Source organism: Salinisphaera sp. LB1, from assembly GCF_003177035.1.
In the GTDB taxonomy this organism is placed as follows: domain Bacteria; phylum Pseudomonadota; class Gammaproteobacteria; order Nevskiales; family Salinisphaeraceae; genus Salinisphaera.
The window spans coordinates 3,243,932-3,264,505 of sequence record NZ_CP029488.1; the positions used below are offsets into that span (position 1 = coordinate 3,243,932).

Annotated in this window: 16 protein-coding genes; 12 read left to right on the plus strand and 4 right to left on the minus strand. The window is 64.5% G+C overall.

The window, feature by feature from the left end; all coding sequences use genetic code 11:
• The first annotated feature begins 139 nt into the window (after positions 1 to 139).
• The 8 genes from SALB1_RS14570 (at position 140) to arcC (ending at position 12,605) form a co-directional block, all read left to right on the plus strand.
• Positions 140 to 559 (plus strand): Hsp20/alpha crystallin family protein, encoded by a 420-nt coding sequence (locus SALB1_RS14570; protein WP_109994508.1) that lies wholly within the window; start codon positions 140 to 142, stop codon positions 557 to 559.
• Positions 560 to 644: 85 nt separating this feature from the next.
• Positions 645 to 2,507, plus strand: a complete 1,863-nt coding sequence (ftsH, locus tag SALB1_RS14575; protein WP_109994509.1) for an ATP-dependent zinc metalloprotease FtsH — start codon at positions 645 to 647, stop codon at positions 2,505 to 2,507.
• 491 nt (positions 2,508 to 2,998) lie between these two features.
• Positions 2,999 to 5,275 carry an Orn/Lys/Arg decarboxylase N-terminal domain-containing protein gene (locus SALB1_RS14580; RefSeq protein ID WP_109995469.1) on the plus strand — a complete coding sequence of 759 codons (2,277 nt, stop codon included), beginning with the start codon at positions 2,999 to 3,001 and terminating at the stop codon, positions 5,273 to 5,275.
• A 153-nt stretch (positions 5,276 to 5,428) separates the two neighbouring features.
• A complete protein-coding gene (locus tag SALB1_RS14585; protein ID WP_109994510.1) occupies positions 5,429 to 6,895 on the plus strand; it encodes a basic amino acid/polyamine antiporter in 1,467 nt (488 codons plus the stop codon).
• A 56-nt stretch (positions 6,896 to 6,951) separates the two neighbouring features.
• The gene (locus SALB1_RS14590; RefSeq protein ID WP_109994511.1) at positions 6,952 to 9,312 is read left to right on the plus strand and encodes an Orn/Lys/Arg decarboxylase N-terminal domain-containing protein; all 2,361 of its coding nucleotides are present in this window, start codon (positions 6,952 to 6,954) and stop codon (positions 9,310 to 9,312) included.
• 92 nt (positions 9,313 to 9,404) lie between these two features.
• Positions 9,405 to 10,625, plus strand: coding sequence for an arginine deiminase (gene arcA, locus SALB1_RS14595; RefSeq protein WP_109994512.1), 1,221 nt, complete (start codon positions 9,405 to 9,407; stop codon positions 10,623 to 10,625).
• 26 nt (positions 10,626 to 10,651) lie between these two features.
• Positions 10,652 to 11,653, plus strand: coding sequence for an ornithine carbamoyltransferase (gene argF, locus SALB1_RS14600; RefSeq protein WP_109994513.1), 1,002 nt, complete (start codon positions 10,652 to 10,654; stop codon positions 11,651 to 11,653).
• 1 nt (position 11,654) lies between these two features.
• Positions 11,655 to 12,605: a carbamate kinase gene (gene arcC, locus SALB1_RS14605; protein ID WP_109994514.1), complete on the plus strand. Its 951-nt coding sequence runs from the start codon at positions 11,655 to 11,657 to the stop codon at positions 12,603 to 12,605.
• A gap of 47 nt (positions 12,606 to 12,652) precedes the next feature.
• Here arcC and SALB1_RS14610 read toward each other — a convergent pair whose 3' ends face one another.
• Both SALB1_RS14610 and SALB1_RS14615 read right to left on the minus strand, forming a co-directional pair.
• On the minus strand, positions 12,653 to 13,411 hold the full coding sequence (locus SALB1_RS14610) for a Crp/Fnr family transcriptional regulator (protein WP_109994515.1): 759 nt from the start codon (positions 13,409 to 13,411) through the stop codon (positions 12,653 to 12,655).
• A 127-nt stretch (positions 13,412 to 13,538) separates the two neighbouring features.
• The gene (locus SALB1_RS14615) at positions 13,539 to 14,576 is read right to left on the minus strand and encodes an IS630 family transposase (protein ID WP_109993068.1); all 1,038 of its coding nucleotides are present in this window, start codon (positions 14,574 to 14,576) and stop codon (positions 13,539 to 13,541) included.
• Positions 14,577 to 15,028: 452 nt separating this feature from the next.
• Here SALB1_RS14615 and SALB1_RS14620 point away from each other — a divergent pair, with 452 nt between their 5' ends.
• The 3 genes from SALB1_RS14620 (at position 15,029) to SALB1_RS14630 (ending at position 17,323) form a co-directional block, all read left to right on the plus strand.
• Positions 15,029 to 15,826 carry a universal stress protein gene (locus tag SALB1_RS14620; protein WP_158590758.1) on the plus strand — a complete coding sequence of 266 codons (798 nt, stop codon included), beginning with the start codon at positions 15,029 to 15,031 and terminating at the stop codon, positions 15,824 to 15,826.
• A gap of 3 nt (positions 15,827 to 15,829) precedes the next feature.
• Entirely contained in the window at positions 15,830 to 16,582 is a 753-nt protein-coding gene (locus tag SALB1_RS14625; RefSeq protein WP_109994517.1) for a helix-turn-helix domain-containing protein, read from the plus strand.
• A 267-nt stretch (positions 16,583 to 16,849) separates the two neighbouring features.
• On the plus strand, positions 16,850 to 17,323 hold the full coding sequence (locus SALB1_RS14630; RefSeq protein ID WP_145961335.1) for a hypothetical protein: 474 nt from the start codon (positions 16,850 to 16,852) through the stop codon (positions 17,321 to 17,323).
• A gap of 25 nt (positions 17,324 to 17,348) precedes the next feature.
• Here SALB1_RS14630 and SALB1_RS14635 read toward each other — a convergent pair whose 3' ends face one another.
• Positions 17,349 to 18,227 carry a helix-turn-helix domain-containing protein gene (locus tag SALB1_RS14635; RefSeq protein ID WP_109994519.1) on the minus strand — a complete coding sequence of 293 codons (879 nt, stop codon included), beginning with the start codon at positions 18,225 to 18,227 and terminating at the stop codon, positions 17,349 to 17,351.
• Between the two features lie 576 nt (positions 18,228 to 18,803).
• Entirely contained in the window at positions 18,804 to 19,247 is a 444-nt protein-coding gene (locus SALB1_RS14640; protein ID WP_109994520.1) for an OsmC family protein, read from the minus strand.
• 129 nt (positions 19,248 to 19,376) lie between these two features.
• Between SALB1_RS14640 and SALB1_RS14645 the strand changes: the two genes are divergently transcribed.
• The gene (locus tag SALB1_RS14645; RefSeq protein WP_255414416.1) at positions 19,377 to 20,564 is read left to right on the plus strand and encodes an acetate/propionate family kinase; all 1,188 of its coding nucleotides are present in this window, start codon (positions 19,377 to 19,379) and stop codon (positions 20,562 to 20,564) included.
• Positions 20,565 to 20,574: the final 10 nt, after the last annotated feature.

The window sequence follows — 20,574 nt, forward strand, 5'->3', positions numbered from 1 at the left end:
TGGCGATCGACTGTCGCCCCAATCGGCCGCGGGCGGGTTGCGGTGTCATTGACCCGGATCAAGCCATGGCGGTCGCAAGCCGTGCAGGATGCAATGATTGGCACGGCGATCGCCGGGCGGTATTCGGTCGGAGGCAGGCATGAATCGGACCCCTCGTGCACCGGGGCATCGCGTCGACACAGGCGCGGTCACGCGAGCGTTGCCGGCGGATGGCGACGACTGGATGCTGGGCGTGGATATTCGCGGGTTCGCCCGGCACTACCTGATTCGCATCGAGCTGCCGGGGGTCGCGGCCCGCGATATCGGGTTGTCGGTGGACAATGGCGTGCTGTTGCTGACCGGCGAACGGCCGCGTCTCTGGCACGGTGAACATCGCGGTGGCGCGTCGCATGCCGGCCACCAGCGCCACTTCGCACGAAGTCTCAGTCTGCCCGTGGATGCCTCGTGCGAGGGGTTCGAGGTCACGCGCGAGGACGGCGCGGTCGAGATCCGGTTCGCCCGGCAGGACAGCGTCTCGCCTGGCGGGGCCAATCAATCGGGGCCGATCACGACGGCATGAAGACCATGCGCGGTCAGCGCAACGTCGGGTCGGGTGCGGCCCGCGCTGCGGGGCCGATCGAATCGATCACGGGGACTGGCATTTAATGAATATAAACAAGAATTTCTACCCTTATATCTGGTCGGTGCTGATCCCCGTTCTGGTGTTGATCGCGATGGTGCAGTTTTCGACCGGCGGATCGCAGCCGGCCAAACTGCCCTACAGCGCGTTCCAGCACGAGCTGACGCAAGGCCATATCAAGAGCGTGGTGGTCGGTCAGCGATCGATCAGTGGCGAATTCAAGCAGCCGCAGAACGGCAAGCGCCGGTTCACGACCCTGCGGGTGCCTCCTGACATCCGCGCTGAACTGGACAAGGCCGGGGTGACCTATCGCGGTGCGCCCGATACGAGCTGGATCGGCGCGCTGTTGTCGTGGATTCTGCCGATGGGTTTGTTTCTTGCCGTCTGGGTCTTTCTCATGCGGCGGATGGGGGGCGGTAACGCCGGCGCCGGTGGTTTCATGCAGGTCGGCAAGAGCCGGGCCAAGATTTATGTCGAGACCGATACCAAGGTCGCGTTCGATGATGTCGCCGGCGTGGACGAGGCCAAGGAGGAACTGGTCGAACTGATCGATTTTCTCAAGGATCCCAAGCGCTACGGCACGCTCGGGGCGCATATCCCCAAGGGCGTGCTGCTGGTCGGCCCGCCCGGGACGGGCAAGACCCTGCTGGCGCGCGCCGTGGCCGGCGAGGCGGAGGTGCCGTTCTTCTCGATCAGCGGCTCCGAATTCGTCGAGATGTTCGTCGGCGTGGGTGCCGCGCGCGTGCGCGATCTGTTCCAGCAGGCGCGGGCCAAGGCGCCGGCCATCATCTTCATCGATGAGCTGGACGCGCTGGGCCGTGCCCGTGGTGTGTTCAATCAGGGCGGCAACGACGAACGCGAACAGACGCTCAATCAACTGCTGGTCGAACTCGATGGTTTCGACCCGAGCGGGGGCCTGGTGCTGCTGGCGGCCACCAACCGGCCGGAGGTCCTCGATCCGGCGTTATTGCGCGCCGGGCGTTTCGACCGCCAGGTTCTGGTGGATCGACCCGACAAGGCCGGGCGTATTCAAATCCTTGAGGTGCATGCGAAGAAAATTCGGCTCGCCGAGGATGTTGCGCTGGAGCAGGTGGCGGCCCTCACCACCGGTTTTACCGGCGCGGATCTGGCCAATCTGGTCAACGAAGCGGCACTGCTGGCCACTCGGCGCCGCGCCGAGAGCGTCACCATGGCCGATTTCAACAACGCCATCGAGCGCATTGTGGCGGGGCTCGAGAAGAAGAATCGCATCCTGAACGCGCGTGAGCGCGAGATCGTGGCCCACCACGAGATGGGCCACGCGCTCATGGCGCGATTGCTGCCCGGCGTGGACCCGGTGCACAAGGTCTCGATCATCCCGCGCGGGATCGGCGCGTTGGGCTACACCCTGCAGCGGCCCATCGAGGACCGCTTTCTCATGACGCGCGAGGAACTGGAGAACAAGATTGCCGTACTGCTCGGGGGGCGGGCGGCGGAAAAACTGATCTTCGAGCATCTGTCGACCGGCGCGGCCGATGATCTGTCCAAGGCGACCGATCTCGCGCGCAGTATGGTCGCGCGTTACGGCATGGACGAACAACTCGGTTATGTGACCTACGACAACGAGCGGCCGAGCTATCTCGGCCCCGGCTATCCCGGCCAGGGCCAGCGACTGTTCAGCGAACACACCGCTGATGCCATCGACCGCGCCGTGCGCACGATCATCCATGACGTGTTCGAACGCGTTTACACCGCGCTGGAAAAAAATCGCGCCGTGCTCGAGCGAGGGGCACAGGAACTGCTCGAACACGAGACGCTGGAAGCGGCCGATCTCGATCGGCTGGAGATGGATCTCGCCGAACCGAGGCGCTCGCCGGCCAAGTCATTGCGCCGCGGCGCGGCGAAATAAGCGCGGCACGGCCCGGGCGCCGCTCGAGCGCGCGCAAACTACGAACCGGCCCCGCGAGTCGTCGATATGGCCGCGCACCGCGCCGGAATGGCGCCGTGCCGTTCGCCGCATCGCGGGTTTGCCCGCGCCGCGCCTCGTCATCGCCAGGCGGTCCGAGCGCGCGGCCTTGTCCACGCCCCGTTTGACCGAGGTCAACAGTCCCTCGCCGCGCCCGGTCTAGGTTAGGGACTCTCGCAGCCATCCGGGCCTCACCAAGGCCGGCAGCAACGCGGGTATGGGCGGCAAATCCGAAACGGCTTCGGGTACGCGAGGCGACCGGTGCAACCGATCGTCTGCGCGCACGCCGGTTGCCCCGGATCCGGACATGCCGCCTGTGGTGCCGGTTGCCCGTCGCGGATCGATGCAAAGCCGATCGAACCGCACGGCGGATGGCCAACCCGCAGTCTGCCGGAATACGGGGCCCGATCCGGATCAAATACGAGTGGTTCGTCATGAGTTGGAGACAGCATTTCCCGATCCTGATCATTGATCCCGAGTGGCGGGAGACCGGGGCCGGCGGTCAGATGGTGCATGCCCTGAAAACTCGTCTCGAAGAGGGGTTGCACACGGTGCTGCATGCGGCCAGTGCGGCCGATGGTGCCGCTCTGATCCAGGCGCATCCGGAAGTAAGCACGGTCGTCATCAATGGCGATATTGACGGCGTGGCATCGAGCGGACCGCTCGAGACGCTGATCGAGCGCGTGCGCGCACGCAATGCCGAGGTCCCGATCTTTCTGTGCACCGACAAGGTTGCGCTCAAGTCGATCAGCATCGAGGCGCTGCGCCATGTGCGCGGGTATTTCTGGAAGCTCGAGGATACGCCGACCTTCATCGCCGGACATATCGAGGAAGCGGCCAGCGAATATCTGGACCGGCTGTTGCCGCCGTTCTTTGCCGAGCTCGTGCGCTACGGCGAACAGTACAAGTACTCCTGGCACACGCCCGGCCACAGCGGCGGGGTGGCGTTTCTCAAGTCGCCCGTAGGCCGGGCGTTTTTCGAATATTTCGGTGAGAACGTGCTGCGTTCGGACCTGTCGGTATCGGTGCCGGAGTTGGGTTCGCTGCTCGAGCACTCCGGCGTGGTCGGCGATGCCGAACGCGAGGCGGCGGAGACCTTCGGCGCCGATCGCACCTATTTCGTCACCAACGGTACGTCCACTGCCAACAAGATCGTCTGGCATGCCAACGTCGCGCGCGGCGACGTGGTGCTGGTCGATCGCAACTGCCACAAGTCCATCCTGCACGCGATCGTCATGACCGGCGCGATACCGATCTATCTGCCGACGACCCGCAACGCCTACGGCATCATCGGCCCCATCCCGCGTGCGGAACTCACCGCCGAGCGAATCGCCGAGCGCCTGGCGGCGCACCCGCTGGTGCCGGCCGGCCAGACGCACGCCCGGCTCGCGGTAATCACCAATTCGACCTATGACGGGCTCTGTTACGACGTCGATGCCCTGCGCGAGACGCTGGCTGGGACCGTGGATGTGCTGCATTTCGATGAAGCGTGGTTCGCCTACGCCCGTTTTCATCCCTTCTATGCCGGGCGCTTCGGCATGGCCGATGGCGCCGCGCGCCCGGGCCAGCCGGCCACGTTCGCCACGCAATCCACGCACAAGCTGCTGGCCGCGTTCTCGCAGGCGTCGATGGTGCATGTGCGCGAGACCGACGAACACCCGCATGATGCCGAGCGCTTCAATGAAGCGTTCATGATGCATACCTCCACCTCGCCGCAGTACGGCATCATCGCGTCGCTGGACGTGGCTTCGCGCATGATGCGCGGTCCCGGAGGTCAGGCGTTGATCGACGACATGCTCAACGAAGCCCTGGCGTTTCGCGAACGCTTCGCTCAGGTCGCCGGGGAGCTGAGCGGCCAGGACTGGTGGTTTCAACTATGGCAATCGCCCGCGGCGATGGCCGAGCCGGGGCCGACGGCGGCTGGCAACCCGGCGCAAACGCTGGCACCGGCGGACTGGTGGGTGCGTCACGGCGAGGACTGGCACGGTTTCGATGTTCTGGCCAGCGGCCATGTGATGCTGGATCCGATCAAGCTCACGATTCTCACCCCCGGCATCGGTGCGGATGGTGTGTCGGGCGGGTGGGGCATACCGGCGGCCGTGGTGGCGCGGTTTCTCTGGAGTCGCGGCCTGGTGGTCGAAAAGACCGGCCTGTACTCCTTCCTAGTGTTGTTTTCGATCGGGGTCACCCGTGGCAAGTGGGGCAGCCTGCTCGCCGAGCTATTCGAGTTCAAGGCGCTGTTCGATACCAACGCGCCGGTCGCGCAGGTGTTTCCCGCGCTGTATGCCAAGCACGAATCGGTCTACGCCGGGCTCGGGTTGCGCGATCTCTGTCAGCGCATGCACGAGTTGATTGCGCGCCGCGGCGCCCTGCGTCTGATGCAGGATATCTACACCACCATTCCGGATGCGGCGACGACGCCGGCCGAGGCCTACGACGCACTCGTGCGTCGACGTGTGGACAACGTGCCGATCGATGCCCTCGAAGGGCGGATCGCCGCCGTGATGCTGGTGCCGTATCCCCCGGGCATCCCACTCATCATGCCGGGCGAGCGCTTTGGCAGTGCGGAGCGCGCGATCGAGACCTATCTGGAATTCTGTCGAGCAACCGAAGTGGGGTTTCCGGGCTTCGCCGGCGAAGTGCACGGCCTTTCGATCGCCGAGTCCGATGACGGCCCACGCTATAGCGTGCCGTGTATTTGCATGGATTGAGCGACTTTCCGCCTCGGAGTTGACGGCGGTCAATTCGGCGACCGGCAAAGCCCTCTATCTTTGTTTTCGAACCGGGTCTTCTCATCGGTGGCCCGGTTTGCTGGGGGTTAACAAATTTTCGAGGCCGAAAACGGCCACGCGGAGGTTGGACGCATGAGTGCGATAGTCGAGGATAAAGTGGTCGCGGCGGAACAGCCGATCGGCCGCAAGGTCGGCCTGATCAGCCTGGTCGGCATGGTAGTGGGCGCCATGATTGGTGGCGGGGTATTTAACCTGCCGCAGAACATGGCGGTCGGGGCGTCGCTGATGGCGGTGGTCATCGCCTGGGTTGTGACTGGCGTCGGCATGTTCTTCCTTGCCAATACCTTCCGCACCCTGGCCGACAAGCGCCCGGACCTGGAGGCCGGTATTTATACCTACGCGCGCGAAGGTTTCGGGCGTTTCGCCGGCTTTCAGATGGCCTGGGGCTACTGGCTCAGCGCGGCCTTTGGCAACGTGGCCTTTGCCGTGCTCGTGATGCAGACATTCGGCTACTACTTTCCGAACGTGGCCACCGGCTGGCCGGCGATTATCGGTGGGTCGCTTTTGATCTGGGCCATGCACTTCGTGGTGTTGTTGGGTGTCAAGCGCGCGGCGTTCCTCAACGCGATCGCGACAGCGACCAAGATCGTGCCGATCATCGCCTTTATCGTGATCCTGGTCGTATTCTTTAATAATGCCCAGTTTTCCAGCGACATCTGGGGACGCCAGCTACATCTCGGCAACCTGCTGACACAGGTCAAGAGCACGATGATGGTCACGCTCTGGGTGTTCATCGGTATCGAGGGCGCCGTTGTGGTCTCCGGCCGTGCCCAGAACAAAGAGGAGGTCGGCCGGGCGACCTTCATTGGGCTCATCCTTTGCCTGCTTCTGTATTTTCTGGTGTCGGTACTGCCGTTCGCGCTGTTGTCGCAGCCGGAACTGGCCGCTCTGAAGGGCCCCTCAACCGCTTATGTGCTCAAGCAGGCCGTGGGCAACTGGGGAGCCTTCGCCATGATTCTTTCCGTGCTGGTTTCGCTGCTGAGCTGCTGGCTGGCCTGGACCATCATGGTGGCCGAACTGCCGTTCGAGGGCGCCAAGGATGGTGTGTTCCCGGCGGCGCTGGGGCATGAGAACCGGCATCATTCGCCGGCGCCGTCGCTGTGGCTTTCCTCGGCGGTAATGCAGGCCACGATGTTCGTGGTGCTGTTTGCGCATAACGCGTGGCTGTGGCTGGTGGCGATCACCGGCGTGATGGTGTTGCCGCCCTATTTGGCGAGCACCGCCTATCTGTGGCGCTATGCGCGTACGCCGGCTTTTGCCGAGGCCCACGGTCACGAACATCGGCGCCCGGCGCTGATCAGCGGCATCCTCGGCACGGTCTACGCCGTGTGGATGCTGTACGCGGCCGGCCCGCAGTTCATTCTGTTGTCGACCATCATCTTCGCCCTCGGCATCCCGGTGTACTGGTACACCCGTCGTCACAATACCCCGGATATGCCCGTGTTCAATCGCCGCGAGAAGGCAGCCAGCATCGGCCTGGTGGGGGTGGCCGTGGTCGCGCTGGCGTTGATCGTCACCGGCACAGTCGGCATCGGCTGAGTACGGCCGCGCCCTCACTGATCCGCAATTCCATGTCTGCCATTGAGGCCGCCCCGATGTCCTACGATCATCTGTTCCAGTTTCTGTTCTACGGCGCCGACGGCGGCCGAGACACAGCCGAACGACGCCACCTGCAACGGATCGTGGACGCGATCCAGGAACTCGGTTATGAGGTGGATCGGGCGGCCTCGGTTGAGGAAACGCGTTTTCTCATCCGCAGCAACGCCTCATTCGGCTGTCTCGTCCTGCAGTGGGATGAGCAGGGCGATACCGAGCATACGGACGCCCTGGTGGCCTGGGTGCGCGAACGGGGGCTCGAATGCCCGATTTTTCTGCTGACAGAGCGCATGCAGTTGGCCGCGATTTCGGAGGCCACGCTCGATCGGGTAACCGGCTATATCTTCCTGTCCGAGGATTCGCCGGGGTTCATTGCCGAGAACCTGGCGCGCCACCTGCATAGCTATGCGGAATCGCTCAAGACGCCGTTCTTTGGCGCGATGGTCGATTACGCGGCACAGGGTAACCAGGTCTGGACCTGCCCGGGGCACAACGGCGGGGTGTTCTACAGCAAAAGCCACATCGGGCGGGTGTTCGTCGAACATTTCGGCGAAGCGATCTTCCGCAACGACCTGGACAACTCGGTGGTCGAACTCGGCGATCTACTCACCCACGAAGGCCCGGCGCTGGCAGCCCAGCGCGAGGCAGCGAAGATCTTCGGGGCCGACCGTACCTACTTCGTGCTCAACGGCACCTCGACGTCGAACAAGATCGTGCTCAGCGCCCTGGTCGGCCGCGACGATCTGGTGCTGTTCGATCGCAACAACCACAAGTCGGCCCACCACGGCGCGCTGGTGTTGGTCGGCGGCATTCCGGTCTATCTGCCGACCCAGCGCAACGGCTACGGCCTGATCGGGCCGATCGATCACGACGCACTGGATGAAAACCGCATCCGCGAGTCGATTCGCCGCAATCCGCTGGTCGCCGATGCCTCGATCGCCGATCGCGAGCGGCCGTTCCGCGTCGCCGTGATCGAACAATGCAGTTACGACGGCAGCATCTACAACGCGCAGATGATCCTGGAAAAACTGGGCCCGCTTTGCGACTACATTCTTTTCGACGAAGCCTGGGCCGGTTTCATGAAATTCCACCCGCTGTTTGCGGGTCATTTCGCGATGGGGCTGGAATCCCTGGGCGACAAGCAGCCCGGCATCATCGCCACGCAGTCGACCCACAAGCAGCTCGCCGGGTTCTCGCAGGCGTCGCAGATTCATGTGCGCGACGCGCATATCGCGGGCCAGAAACGCTGCATCGAGCATCGGCGCTTCAACGAGATGTACATGCTGCATGCCTCGACGTCGCCCTACTATCCCTTGTTCGCCTCGCTGGATGTCGGCGCGCAGATGATGAAGGGGCGTTCCGGTCAGGTGCTCTGGGACGAAACCATTCACCTGGGCATCGAGCTACGCAAGAAGATCCGTCAGCTCAAGCGCCACTACGAGGCAACCGAATCCGATCGGACGAAACGCTGGTTCTTCGATCCCTTCGTGCCGGATCGGCTGCGGTTGTCGCAGTCGGGTACCGAGGAAGCCATTGACGGCGAAACGGCCTGGGAGGACATCGACACCGATCGGCTGGCCAGCGACCCGGCCTGCTGGGCGCTCGCCCCCGGGGCGGACTGGCACGGCTTCGGCCATCTCGTGCCGGGCTATGCGATGACCGATCCGAACAAGCTCACCTTGCTCACGCCGGGATTGAATCCGGCCACCGGCGCCTACGCCGAGCACGGTATTGCTGCCCCGGTGGTGGCGCAGTATCTGCGCGAGCAGGGCATCGTGCCCGAGAAGAACGATCTCAACAGTCTGTTGTTCCTGCTGACGCCGGGCCTGGAGGCGAGCAAGGCCGGTACGTTGTTGAGTGCGCTGGTCGCCTTCAAACGGCTGCATGATGCCAATGCGCCGCTGGACGCGGTGATTCCGGCATTCGTGGCGGTGCACGGCGCACGCTACGCCGGTCTCGGCTTGCGCGATTTGTGCGCCGAAATGCATGCGTTCTATCGCGATGCCGATACCGCCAGCCTGCAACGTGAACAGTTCCGTGTTGCCCATTTTCCCGAGATCGCGCTCACGCCCAAGCAGGCGACCGACCGCCTGATTGCAAACGACGTCGATTTTCTGCCGATCGACGAGATCGAGGGCCGTATCGCGGCCACGCTCGCGCTGGTCTATCCGCCGGGCATCGGCGTGATCGTGCCCGGCGAGCGCTATGACGAAGCCGCCCGCCCGATGCTCGATTATTTCCGTGTGTTCGAGGCCGCGGCCAATCGTTTCCCCGGTTTCGCCAACGAAATCCAGGGACTTTATGCGGTTGCCGAAGACGATGGCCGCACGCGGCTGTACACCTATGTGGTGCACGAATGAGCCGCGTCGGCGTCGGTGGGCGCCGTCTACCCGGCATCGATACGGCGGGCCGCCGTGCGCGTCGACGTTTGTCCGTTCCGAGGAGTTAGATCATGAGCCAGTTGGGCACCCATTCCGAAGTCGGCACGCTGCGGCGCGTGCTGGTCCATCGTCCCGATCTGAGTTTGCGCCGGCTGACGCCGGGTAACCGCGAAGCCCTGTTGTTCGACGATGTGCTCTGGGTCAAACGCGCCCGCGAGGAGCACGATGTGTTCGTGGATTCGCTGCGTGAGCGCGACGTCGAAGTGTTTTATCTCCAGCACCTGCTCACCGAGACCCTCGAGGATGCGGAGGCCCGGCATTGGTTGCTCGAGCGCGCGATTACGCCCGGCAATATCGGCGTGGCGCTGTGCGCCGAAGTGCGGGCCTATCTCGCCGAGCTGCCGGCCCGGGAACTGACTGACTTGCTCATCGGCGGTCTCGCCCGCGCCGAGAGCCCGTTTAGCGGTACGGGCCTGACGACCGAAGTCATGGATGGCCACGACTTCATCCTACCGCCGCTGCCTAATCATCTGTTTACGCGCGATACTTCCTGCTGGATCTACGGCGGGGTCTCGGTGAACCCGATGGCCAAGCCGGCGCGGCGCCGCGAAACACTCAATTACCAGGCGATCTATCGCTTCCACCCACTGTTCCGCGATCAGCCGTTCCAGTTCTGGTTTGGTGACGAGGCACGCAGCTACGACGGCCAGACCATCGAGGGCGGCGACGTGATGCCCATCGGCCAGGGCACAGTGCTCGTCGGTATGGGCGAGCGCACGACGCCCCAGGCGGTCGAAGCGCTGGCGCTGAATCTGTTCGCCCGCGGCGGGGCCGAGCGCGTGATCGCTGCCGCGTTCCCCAAGGCGCGTGCGGCCATGCACCTGGATACGGTATTCACATTGCTCGACCGCGATGCGGCGACGATGTTTCCCGCCGCCGTGGAGTCGTTCCGGACCTGGAGCCTGCGCCCCGGCGAGCGCGAAGGCACGCTCGATCTGCGCCCCGAGGCCAGCTTCCTCGACGCGGTGACGGATGCGCTCGGGGTCAGGACGCTGCGCGTGATCGCCACCGGCGGCGACGAATACGAAGCCGAACGCGAGCAATGGGACGACGGTAACAACGTACTTGCCATCGCGCCCGGCGTGGTCGTCGCCTACGACCGCAATGTCTACAGCAATACCCAGCTGCGCAAGGCCGGCGTCGAGGTGATCACCATCCCCGGCTTCGAGCTGTCGCGCGGGCGGGGCGGGGCGCACTGCATGAGCTGCCCGCTCGAGCGCGATCCTGTCTAGTACGCCTGTTCCCAAGGAATCCGATCATGCCCTTCAATCTCTGCAACCGCAGTTTTCTCACCCTCAAGGATTTCAGCCCGGCCGAGATCGGCTATCTGCTCGATCTGTCGCGCGAGTTGAAGGCGGCCAAGGCCGCCGGCACCGAGCAGCCGCGGCTGCTCGGTCGCAATATCGCGTTGCTGTTCGAAAAGGACAGCACCCGTACGCGTTGCGCTTTCGAGGTCGCGGCCCACGACCAGGGCGCGCATGTGACCTATCTTGGCCCGAGCGGGTCGCATATGGGCGTCAAGGAAAGCATCAAGGACACCGCGCGGGTACTCGGGCGCATGTTCGATGCCATCGAGTACCGCGGTTTCGGCCAGAACGTCGTCGAGGAACTGGCAGCGTATGCCGGCGTGCCGGTGTGGAACGGGCTGACCGCCGACTTCCATCCGACCCAGGTGCTCGCCGATTTCCTGACCATGCGCGAGCACAGCGACAAGCCGCTCAAGGACATCACCTTCTGCTTCGTCGGCGACGGCCACAACAACGTCGCCATCTCGCTCATGGTGTGCGCCGCCAAGCTCGGCATGGGTTGTCATATCGCGGCACCGGCCGCGCGCCAGCCGGCCGCCGAGCACCTGGCATACTGCCGCGAGCTCGCCGAGCACACCGGCGCGCGCATTCGGGTCAGCGATGACGTGAGCGAGGCCGTGGCCGGCGTGGATTTTCTCTACACCGATGTATGGGTTTCGATGGGCGAGCCGGAACAGGCCTGGGCCGCGCGGATCGAGTTGCTGCAGCCGTACCAGATCAATCGCCGGATGCTCGATCTGACCGCCAACCAGGCCGTAGGCGTCATGCACTGCCTGCCGGCATTCCATAATCGCGAGACCACCTACGGCGAGAAGATCTTTCAGACCCACGGTCTCGAGGCGATGGAGATCACCGACGAGGTCTTCGAATCCGGGCAGTCCATCGTATTCGATCAGGCCGAGAACCGGTTGCATACAATCAAGGCGATCATGATCGCCACGCTGGGGCGTTGAGATGCGGGTCGTGGCCGCACTCGGCGGGAATGCGCTACTGCGGCGCGGGCAGCCGTTGAGTGCCGAAAATCAACGCGAGAATGCCCGGGTGGCGGCCGAAGCGCTGCTGCCCATCGTGGCCGCCGGTCACGAGCTGGTGATCGCGCATGGCAACGGGCCCCAGGTCGGACTGCTGGCGTTGCAAAACGACGCCTACAAGGCGGGCGAGGCGTATCCGCTCGATGTCCTGGGGGCCGAATCCGAGGGCATGATCGGCTATCTGCTGGAGCAGGAACTGGCCAACGTACTGCCGCTGAATCGTCGCGTGGTGACGTTGCTGACCCAGGTGGAAGTGGATCGGCATGACGCCGCATTCGCAACGCCCTCTAAGCCGATTGGTCCGGTCTATAGCCGCGACGAGGCAGACGCCTTGTCCGTCCGGCACGGCTGGCGCATTGCCGCCGATGGGGCGTCGTATCGGCGGGTGGTCCCGTCGCCGGCGCCGCGGCGCATTCTGGAGCTGGACGCGGTCGGCCTGCTGCTCAGGCATCGCATGATCCCGATCTGCGCCGGCGGCGGGGGGATCCCGGTCGTGCGACGTGAGGATGATCGCTACGGCGGCGTCGAGGCGGTCATCGACAAGGATGCGACCAGCGCCCTGCTTGCCCGGCAGCTTAAAGCCGACGCGTTATTGATGCTCACGGATATCGATGCGGTCCAGACCGATTTCGGCACCCCGCAGGCCCGCCGCCTGCGCCGCGTCGGCGCCGACGCGCTTGACGATATTGCGTTTGCGGATGGTTCCATGGCGCCGAAGATCGCGGCAGCCCAGACGTTTGTTCGCGAGACCGGTGGCTTCGCGGCGATCGGGCGCCTCAACGATGCGGATCTATTGCTTGTGGGCCGTGCCGGTACGCGGATCGAGGCCAGCCCCGGCGGCGAGCGCTCCTACTATTGGCACAAGTACAACTAAAAAAGCCCCCGGGCGGCGGGTATCGCTGGAGCGCATCGCCATCCTGATCACGGTGCTTCCATATCGTGTTTGATCCGGCGCAGCCGGTCGATGTCGCTCAGACGGATGGTTCTGCCGCTTTTTTGAATAAGGCCCTGTTGTTCGAGTTGCGAGAGCGTGCGTGAAAGGGATTCATGACGCATGCCGAGATGGCTGGCGATATCGAGGTAGGTCATGGGCAGCCGCAGATCAACGGCCGATTGCCCGCGGGCGCTGAATACCGCGCTCAGACCGAGCAGAAATGCAATGACTTTTCGCGCGCTGCTGTTCAGGGCAAGCGTGAGATGCGCCTCGTATTCACGCCGCAGGCACTCGCTCATCAAATGCATCAACTGGCGCTGAAGGACATTGTCGATCGCATGCAGCGGGATGTGACACAGCCGTGAGTCTTCCAGGGCGGAAAGACTTCGCGACCAGTGCGTTTGATAGGCCTCGGCCAGGCCGATGATCGCCCCCGGGAAGCGAAAGGCCATCACGCGCTCGGTACCATCGGCGGCGTCGAAAAAAGCCTTCATGGCTCCGGCGCGCAGGGTATACAGGGTATCGATCGGGTCCCCCTGGCGCACCAGTATCTGGCCGGCGCGCAGCGGGTGCTGTGGGCGCCCGACTGCCTGTTCAAAGCGGGCCAGGTGCTGGCCCTCGAGCTCGGCCGGCAGGCAGCCCGACTTGAACGCGCACGCATGGCAATTGGCGTTTCGACGAGGGTGGGCCACTAGCGGGTGCGCGCCGACGGCCGTTCGATCCGGCCCGCGCGGCGCCGGCGACATGTCGGCTTCCGGGTCGACGCGTGCATGCTTGGAGCCGAAGTGGTTGATCTAGGACACCGATGTTAACCACGCCCGCGTCGTTTTTTATGACTTATGTCATACTAACCCGTTCAAAAGTAAAGCCACGTCACCTTGCGTATTGGCATTCGGGGTGACGGAAAAACGCAGCGACCTTGTCGGGCAGTTTTTGCAGGGAATGCAGGAGCGATCGCGCCTGCATCTTGAGTTCGTCCTTGCTCGCGATAGCACCGCGACCCAGCCGACTCTTCACATACCCCCACACCTGCTCATCCGGATTGAGCTCGGGCGAATAGCCCGGCAGGAAGAACAACTCGACGCGGCCGTCGAGGGCCTCCAGCGTCCGTCGGACGCGCTTGGCGCGATGCGTGGGATGGCCATCGACGATGAGAAAGACTTTTTCGTCCGCCGCCGTATCGGCGGCCAGGCGCTGGATGAATCCGGCAAAGACCTCGGCCGTGACCGTGCCCTCGACGAGCTGGAAACGCAGCGAGCCGCCGGGACTGATCGCCGACACGAGGTTGATCGAAAAGCGCGCTCCGGTGGCTTCAACAATCGGCGTTTCGCCTGTCGGCGCCCAGGTCGTGCCGGCGTGATAATCCGAGCGCACCCCGGATTCATCGGCAAAATAAATCCGCGCACGCTCGCGTTGGGCGCGCCGTCGAATCTCCGGATAGACCGTCTGCTTCCATTCGGCGACCGCCTCGGGTGATTGCTGCCAGGCCCGGCGTAGCGGGCGCTGCGGCGTAAAACCCAAGCGGCGGAGTACGCGGCCCACCGTCACGGCCGAAACCCGTACCCCACGCTCGCGACGCAGCAATTCCCGCACGATGTCGCGCGTCCACAAAGCAAACGCAAAGCGATACTGACGCGGGTCACTGTCCCGCAAGGCGCCGGACAGCCACTGTAGGTCGGCTGCAGTGAACTTGGTCGGCCGACCCGATTTCGCGCGATTGTAGAGCGCCTCTCGCCCCCCGTGATGGGCGCGTTCCAGCCACCGATACACGGTCCGGCGATTCACTCCCAACGCCTCGGCCATCGCCTCCGGACTTTCGCCTTGCGCGATTTGATCCACGGCCCGCAACCGAATCGCCTCTTTCGACTGCGCGTCCAGATGGCGGCCGTCATTGCTGCGCTTCGTGCTCATGATCACAGAACCTATCATATGAGGTTCTACTTATGAACGGATTAGTAAGTGCCACGCGGCAATTATGCCATCCGGCTTACACCGCTCGGGGCGGCGGGTGGCCGGTGCGGGCATGGGCGCGGTTGCCCGTTCGGCGTGACCGCCGCAGTTGACCGGGGTCAACGTCCTGATTCGGCGGCTCGTTCAGTCTAGTTACGGCGGCGTTACAGCGCATGCGTGGAAGGCCGGGGGACGTGGCGGGCCATCGTGCCCGGCCCGGCGTGCATGCCTGACCGGGTCCGTTTAATCTTGACCCCGGCGGGCCGGGATATCGCAGGTCGCGGGCGTGTTGCGTGCCGACGGGCGAGTGGTGCGGCCCTGTTCGCTATTTTTCATGAGATCCGCTCGCGGTCGACGCCTGCGGATGAATGCGGGGCCTGTGACGCGGCCCCGGAATCGAGGGCGGGACGATGATGAATTACACCCATATTCTGCTGGACGTGAGCAGTCGCCGCGAACGGGCGGCCGTATGTGAATATGCGCTGTTGCTGGCGCGTGAGCATCACGCCCAGGTTACGGCCGTGAATCCCGGCGCGCCCGACGTCAACAACCCGAGCCGTGCCGCGGCCCGTGGCGTCGCGGCGATGGATGAGTTCGAGGCGCTGGCGCAGCAATATCCGGATGTGGCCTGGCGCCGGTTTTCCGCAACCGGGTCGTGGATCGATACCATCGCGCAGGAAGGGCTTTACTCGGATCTCATCCTGACCCGGCAGTTCGATCCGAACGACAGCCCGCGGTATGCCGGCTACGACGCGCCGGTAAACATCGCGCTGCTGTCCGGGCGTCCCGTGCTGGTTGTCCCGCGTGCGGATCGGTTTTCCCGCGTGGGCAGCCGCGTAGTGCTGGCATGGAATGCATCAGCTGAATCGGCGCGCATGGTCTGTGCGGCATTGCCCCTGCTGGTTCATGCCCGAGCCGTTGATATCGTCATCGTGACCGAAACACCGCGCCGGCCCGGAACCGTCGCCCCCGTGACCGGCGATGACATCGGATCGTATCTCGCGCGCCATCGGGTCGAGGCCTCGATCACGACGGTTGCGGCGGGTGCGTTGGAAGTCAGTGAGGTACTGCTTTCCGTGGTCGCGGACAAGGGCGGGGATCTGCTCTGCATGGGGGCATACGGACACGCCAGGCTGCGCAAACTGGTGGTCGGCGCCACGAGCCGGGCGCTGATGCGCAACATGATGGTGCCCACGCTAGTGGCGTGCTGAGGCATGACCGAGCATGCATCCGACCCGGGTTTGCGCGTTGCCGACTTGCTGCATTACAGCCGCAACGCCAGCATCCATGAGCTCTGCCTGCCGCATTCGCTGTCCCCGCTTGCGCTGCCTCAGCTGGGCGACGAAGTGTGGCGCGAGCGTCAATTGGTCCGCGGCGAAACGCTGTTCCGCCAGGGCCACGGCATGCACGCCTTGTACTGCGTCACGTACGGGCTGCTCAAAACCGTCATTGTCGATAATGAAGGGCGCGAACAAATCACCGGATTTCATTTTCCCACCGAGCTGGTAGGGCTGGATGCGCTGCCCCGACGTGAACACGTCTGTATGGCCAGCGCGGTGACCGCCAGCCGGGTCCGCGTCCTCCCGCTGCACCGCCTGCAGGAAGCGATGCACCAGGCACCAGCCTTGCGCGATGCGTTCGTGGATCTGGTCGGTCGTGCCCTGGCACAACACGAGCAGCTCTTGCTGGTCGTCAACCAGCGACGCTCGATAGAACGCCTTGCCATCCTGCTGCTGAGTTTCAGCTGTCGGCTGGGCCGCAATGGTCGCGCCGCGACCGTGCTGCGGCTGCCGATGTCGCGTGCCGAGATTGCCAACTATCTGGGTTTGACCCAGGAAACCGTATCCCGCGCCTTTCGCCGTTTGCAGACGGCGGGAATGCTCACCGTGCGAGTCAAAAACGTGACCCTTACGGATCCGGCACGCCTGACACGATGCGCCACCGAGGGCTGGTCCGAGACGTACTAAGCGGCGCCGCCGGTGTAGCGTCTTGCGCGACCGTTGGCTGCGGGCGCGTATGCTTGCGGGCGGGGGCTACGCGCTTGACGGGATGCCGGATGTGCCGATTACCTGCGACCGTTGATCGAGTGTCCGAAATACGGGCATAGACGACCGATTATTGAGCGAAGTCAATGAGATCCGCGTCCCGGAGCGCAAAAATAATCGAATGTTCCATGATGAAATCCATCGATGACCTCTTTTTCAGTTCTGGCGATGCTTGGTAATCATTACTGCGTGTCGCTGCTCAAGGAGATGCAGACGGCGATCGAAGCGTCGGAATGGCCGCGCGCGGGCGAGCGTCTCCGGGTATTCAGCGTCCGGGCGGACGCCTACTTGTCGGCCGAAACGGCGTTGCTTGAACCGCAGCCGTCCACGGCGTCACCCGTTCATCGGCATCGATGGCTGCGTCTGCGGCGCCAGCAACAGCACATCCTGCAGCGCCGGCAGCGTCTGCAGGCGTATGTGTCGGCGAGGCGGGCCGAGTCGTCGTGCCGCGAACTCGCCGCACTGATCAGGCTGTTCGCTGCGCATGGCCGCACGGGGCATTACCTGCTGGAGGCGCTGCCGCAGAGCGAGGCCCTGCTGCAGGCATTTGCCGAGCGGCTGCAGGGACTCGACCCGGAAGGCGACAACCAAGCGCAACCGCCATGGGTGAATGCCTTCAATGGCCACCGTCTGTTGGAACGGACGGACGACGACGACTCCTGAGCCCGGGGGTCGCGTGCGCCGGATATCAGACGATGCGACGTCGCCGGGTATTGGCGCGGCCCGGGTCGGCCCCGGATGAACCGCCGGCAGGCTTCGGCTTTGTGATGAAGCGGTCGGCGGCGGGCACGAGGGCATCGTCGTTCTTGAGGCGGTTCAACCCGGGCAGATCGTCGATATGAATCTCCTTGCCGCTTTTCCGGATCAGGCCCTGTTTCTGTAGTTGGGAAAGCGTGCGCGAGAGCGACTCATGTCGCATGCCCAGATAGCTGGCGGCATCGAGATAGGTCATGGGCAGGCGCAGATGTACCGGCGACTGGCCCAACGCCTTGAATATGGCGCTCAGCTCCAGCAGGAACGACACCACTCTTCGGCTGCCGCTGGTCAGCGCCAGGGTGAGGTGCGACTCGTACTCACGCCGCAGACAGTCGCTCATCAGCCGAATCAACTGGCGCTGCAGCGAATCGTGTATTGCGTTCAAGGGGATGCGGCACAGCCAGCTGTCCTCGAGGGCCGCAAAGCTGCGCGCCCATTGCTTCTGGTACGGTTCGGCAAGGCCGATGATGGCACCGGGGAACCGGAAGGCCATGACCCGCTCGGTGCCGTCGGCCTCATCGATATAGGCCTTCAGTGAGCCGACCCGCAAAGCATAGAGCGAATCGATTGCATCGCCCTGATGAACGAGCGTCTGGCCCGCTTTCACCGGGCGCGAGTACCGCCATATCTGGTGCTCGAAGGTGCTGAGGCTGTTGTCGTCGAGATCGGCGGGCAGGCAGTGCGGCTTGAAGATGCAGGCCACACACTTGCCGTGCGCGGCCGTGGTGCGCCCCGTCGGCCGCGGCCAGGGGCGGCTCGGCTCGGCCGTGGTGGGGCGATCGGAGACCGTAGCCATTCGGGGAATCGACATCTGACTTCTCCTGGGCCTGAGCCCTGCGAGACGATGAATATGTGTCGAATGTAGGCGTTCTGGGAAATGGACTTGTGATCTGGATCAAAACTTTTCCGCACCGCAACTCCGATACTATCGCAATCCATGATTTTTTATCGTCGGCGCCACACGCAATCGATGACGGCGTGTCGGGGCGCCCGGCCCGGGGCGATTGATCCCCGCGGGGTGCGGGCGCCACAACACCGCGTTCAGGCACCGGCGGTCGCACTGGAGGCCACGTGGTAATCAGTCCCGGCATCGGTCGCCCCTAATCGTCTGAGTCGCTGGAATCGCCACGCGTGCGGCCTCCGTTGGCGCGTCGCGCCGGCGGGGGCGATCGGGCACGGCATGACTTGACTGAAATCAAGGTCTCACCGCGGGTACGCGGCATGATCGATCGTGATTTCTGTACCGGCCCGAAAGGTGACTTGGTGATTCGACTCGCGGTAGCGCGGTGCTGACCCGGATGGTCCAGGCGATCAAGGTATTGGCTGATCACGCCGCGCCGGATCGCGCGGCGTGATGGGCGCCCGCGGATGTGGGTACTGTGGCCGATCAGGCGTTTTCGATCACCTCGATACGCGGCTCGAGCTGGATGTCGGCGGTCAGCGAATTGGTGACCAGACAGGCTGTTTCGGCCTTGTCCAGACACTGACGCGCCAGGCGCTCGTCGGCCGCGTTGCGGACCACCACATGCGGGTTCACGGTGAGGCGCGAAAAATGGTTGCGGCCCTCGTGGCGTTCGAGCACGCCGTGGACGTCGCACTCGACGCGCGCCCAATCGAGCCTGGAGGCGCGCGCAACGCTGCGGAACGTGAGCACGAAACAGCCGGCCACGGCGGCCATCAACAGGGTCTCGGGCGACCAGTAGCCGGCCGGGCCATCGAATTCCGGCGGCGCGGTGGCCGCGAGTTCGGGCAGCCCATCGGCGCCGAGGCGAATCTCGCCTTCCGCCGAACCCCGGGCATGGACGTTATAATGATGAGGAAGTGATTGCATGGGACGCTCTACCTGGTGCGAAAATCCAACGATAGGCCGTGTGCATTCGCCGGGCGTTGACGTGCGTCAATGGGCGGCGCGAATGGCCGCCCCGGTGTGTCGTCGGCGCGGTACCGCCGGCAGTCGCGCGTGAGCTATCTGGTCGTCAATGCGGGCTCGTCGTCGCTGAAGATGGCGCTGTTCGGCCGTGTCCGCGGCGGGGCGCTGGTGCGTCATCTGCGCGCATTCGTCGACTATCACGACACTCCCGCCCGCCTGCACTTGTGCGATGCCCAGGGACGGTTGCGCCGGGAAACGGATCTGCCCGATGGCCCCGAACGTCTCCCCGCGGCGCTCGAACGGGTGCTGGCCACATGCGAAGACAGCGCCGGTGGGGCGGCCCTGACGGCGGTCGGCCACCGCGTGGTGCATGGCGGAACGCGCTTTGCCGCGCCGGTGCGCATCGATTCCGCCAGCTTGGCCGCGCTGGAAACGCTGGTGCCGCTGGCGCCCCAGCACCAACCGCATAACCTGGCCGGTATCCGCACCATCGCGCGCCTTCATCCCCGGCTGGCACAGGTTGCGTGCTTCGATACCGCGTTTCATCGCAGCCAGCCGATGGTGGCGCAACGATTCGCATTGCCGCGACACTGGTTCGAGCAGGGGGTCCGGCGCTACGGTTTTCACGGTCTGTCATACGAATACATCGTCGGCCGTCTGCACGCGATCGATCCGGCGGCGGCCCGGGGACGCGTGATCGTGGCGCATCTGGGGCACGGCGCGAGCCTGTGCGCGCTGGACGCTGGCCGCAGTGTGGCCACGTCGATGGGCTTCAGTACGCTCGACGGTCTGCCGATGGGCACGCGCTGCGGCGCGCTGGATGCCGGCGTTCTGCTGTACTTGCTGCAGCAGGCGGGGCAGTCAGTGGGCGATATCGACGATATGCTTTATAACCGTTCGGGCCTGCTGGGTGTGTCGGGCTTGAGCGACGACATGCGAGCGCTATTGGCCAGCGACACACCGCAAGCGGCCGAAGCGGTTGCGTTGTTCGTTCATCGCTGCGTGTGCGAGATCGGTGCCATGGCGGCAGCGCTCGGCGGTGTCGATGCGCTGGTGTTCACGGGCGGGATCGGCGAGCATGCGGGGCCGATCCGCGACCGAATCCTCGCTGCGCTGGCTTGGCTGGGCGTGGCAATCGATCGCGCCGCGAATGCCGCCGATGCGTTGCGGATCAGCACCCACGACAGTGCGGTGCGCGCCTGGGTGATCCCGACCGACGAGGAACAGCAGATCGCACGTCACTGCGAGCGCCTGATCGCAGCCGACGGCGACGCTTGAGCTGCCGGCG

Coding starts and splice junctions, on each gene's coding strand:
- SALB1_RS14570 (WP_109994508.1), top strand. CDS start 140: ATGAATCGGACCCCTCGTGCACCGGGGCATCGCGTCGACACAGGCGCG.
- ftsH (WP_109994509.1), top strand. CDS start 645: ATGAATATAAACAAGAATTTCTACCCTTATATCTGGTCGGTGCTGATC.
- SALB1_RS14580 (WP_109995469.1), top strand. CDS start 2,999: ATGAGTTGGAGACAGCATTTCCCGATCCTGATCATTGATCCCGAGTGG.
- SALB1_RS14585 (WP_109994510.1), top strand. CDS start 5,429: ATGAGTGCGATAGTCGAGGATAAAGTGGTCGCGGCGGAACAGCCGATC.
- SALB1_RS14590 (WP_109994511.1), top strand. CDS start 6,952: ATGTCCTACGATCATCTGTTCCAGTTTCTGTTCTACGGCGCCGACGGC.
- arcA (WP_109994512.1), top strand. CDS start 9,405: ATGAGCCAGTTGGGCACCCATTCCGAAGTCGGCACGCTGCGGCGCGTG.
- argF (WP_109994513.1), top strand. CDS start 10,652: ATGCCCTTCAATCTCTGCAACCGCAGTTTTCTCACCCTCAAGGATTTC.
- arcC (WP_109994514.1), top strand. CDS start 11,655: ATGCGGGTCGTGGCCGCACTCGGCGGGAATGCGCTACTGCGGCGCGGG.
- SALB1_RS14610 (WP_109994515.1), bottom strand. CDS start 13,411: ATGTCGCCGGCGCCGCGCGGGCCGGATCGAACGGCCGTCGGCGCGCAC.
- SALB1_RS14615 (WP_109993068.1), bottom strand. CDS start 14,576: ATGAGCACGAAGCGCAGCAATGACGGCCGCCATCTGGACGCGCAGTCG.
- SALB1_RS14620 (WP_158590758.1), top strand. CDS start 15,029: ATGAATTACACCCATATTCTGCTGGACGTGAGCAGTCGCCGCGAACGG.
- SALB1_RS14625 (WP_109994517.1), top strand. CDS start 15,830: ATGACCGAGCATGCATCCGACCCGGGTTTGCGCGTTGCCGACTTGCTG.
- SALB1_RS14635 (WP_109994519.1), bottom strand. CDS start 18,227: ATGTCGATTCCCCGAATGGCTACGGTCTCCGATCGCCCCACCACGGCC.
- SALB1_RS14640 (WP_109994520.1), bottom strand. CDS start 19,247: ATGCAATCACTTCCTCATCATTATAACGTCCATGCCCGGGGTTCGGCG.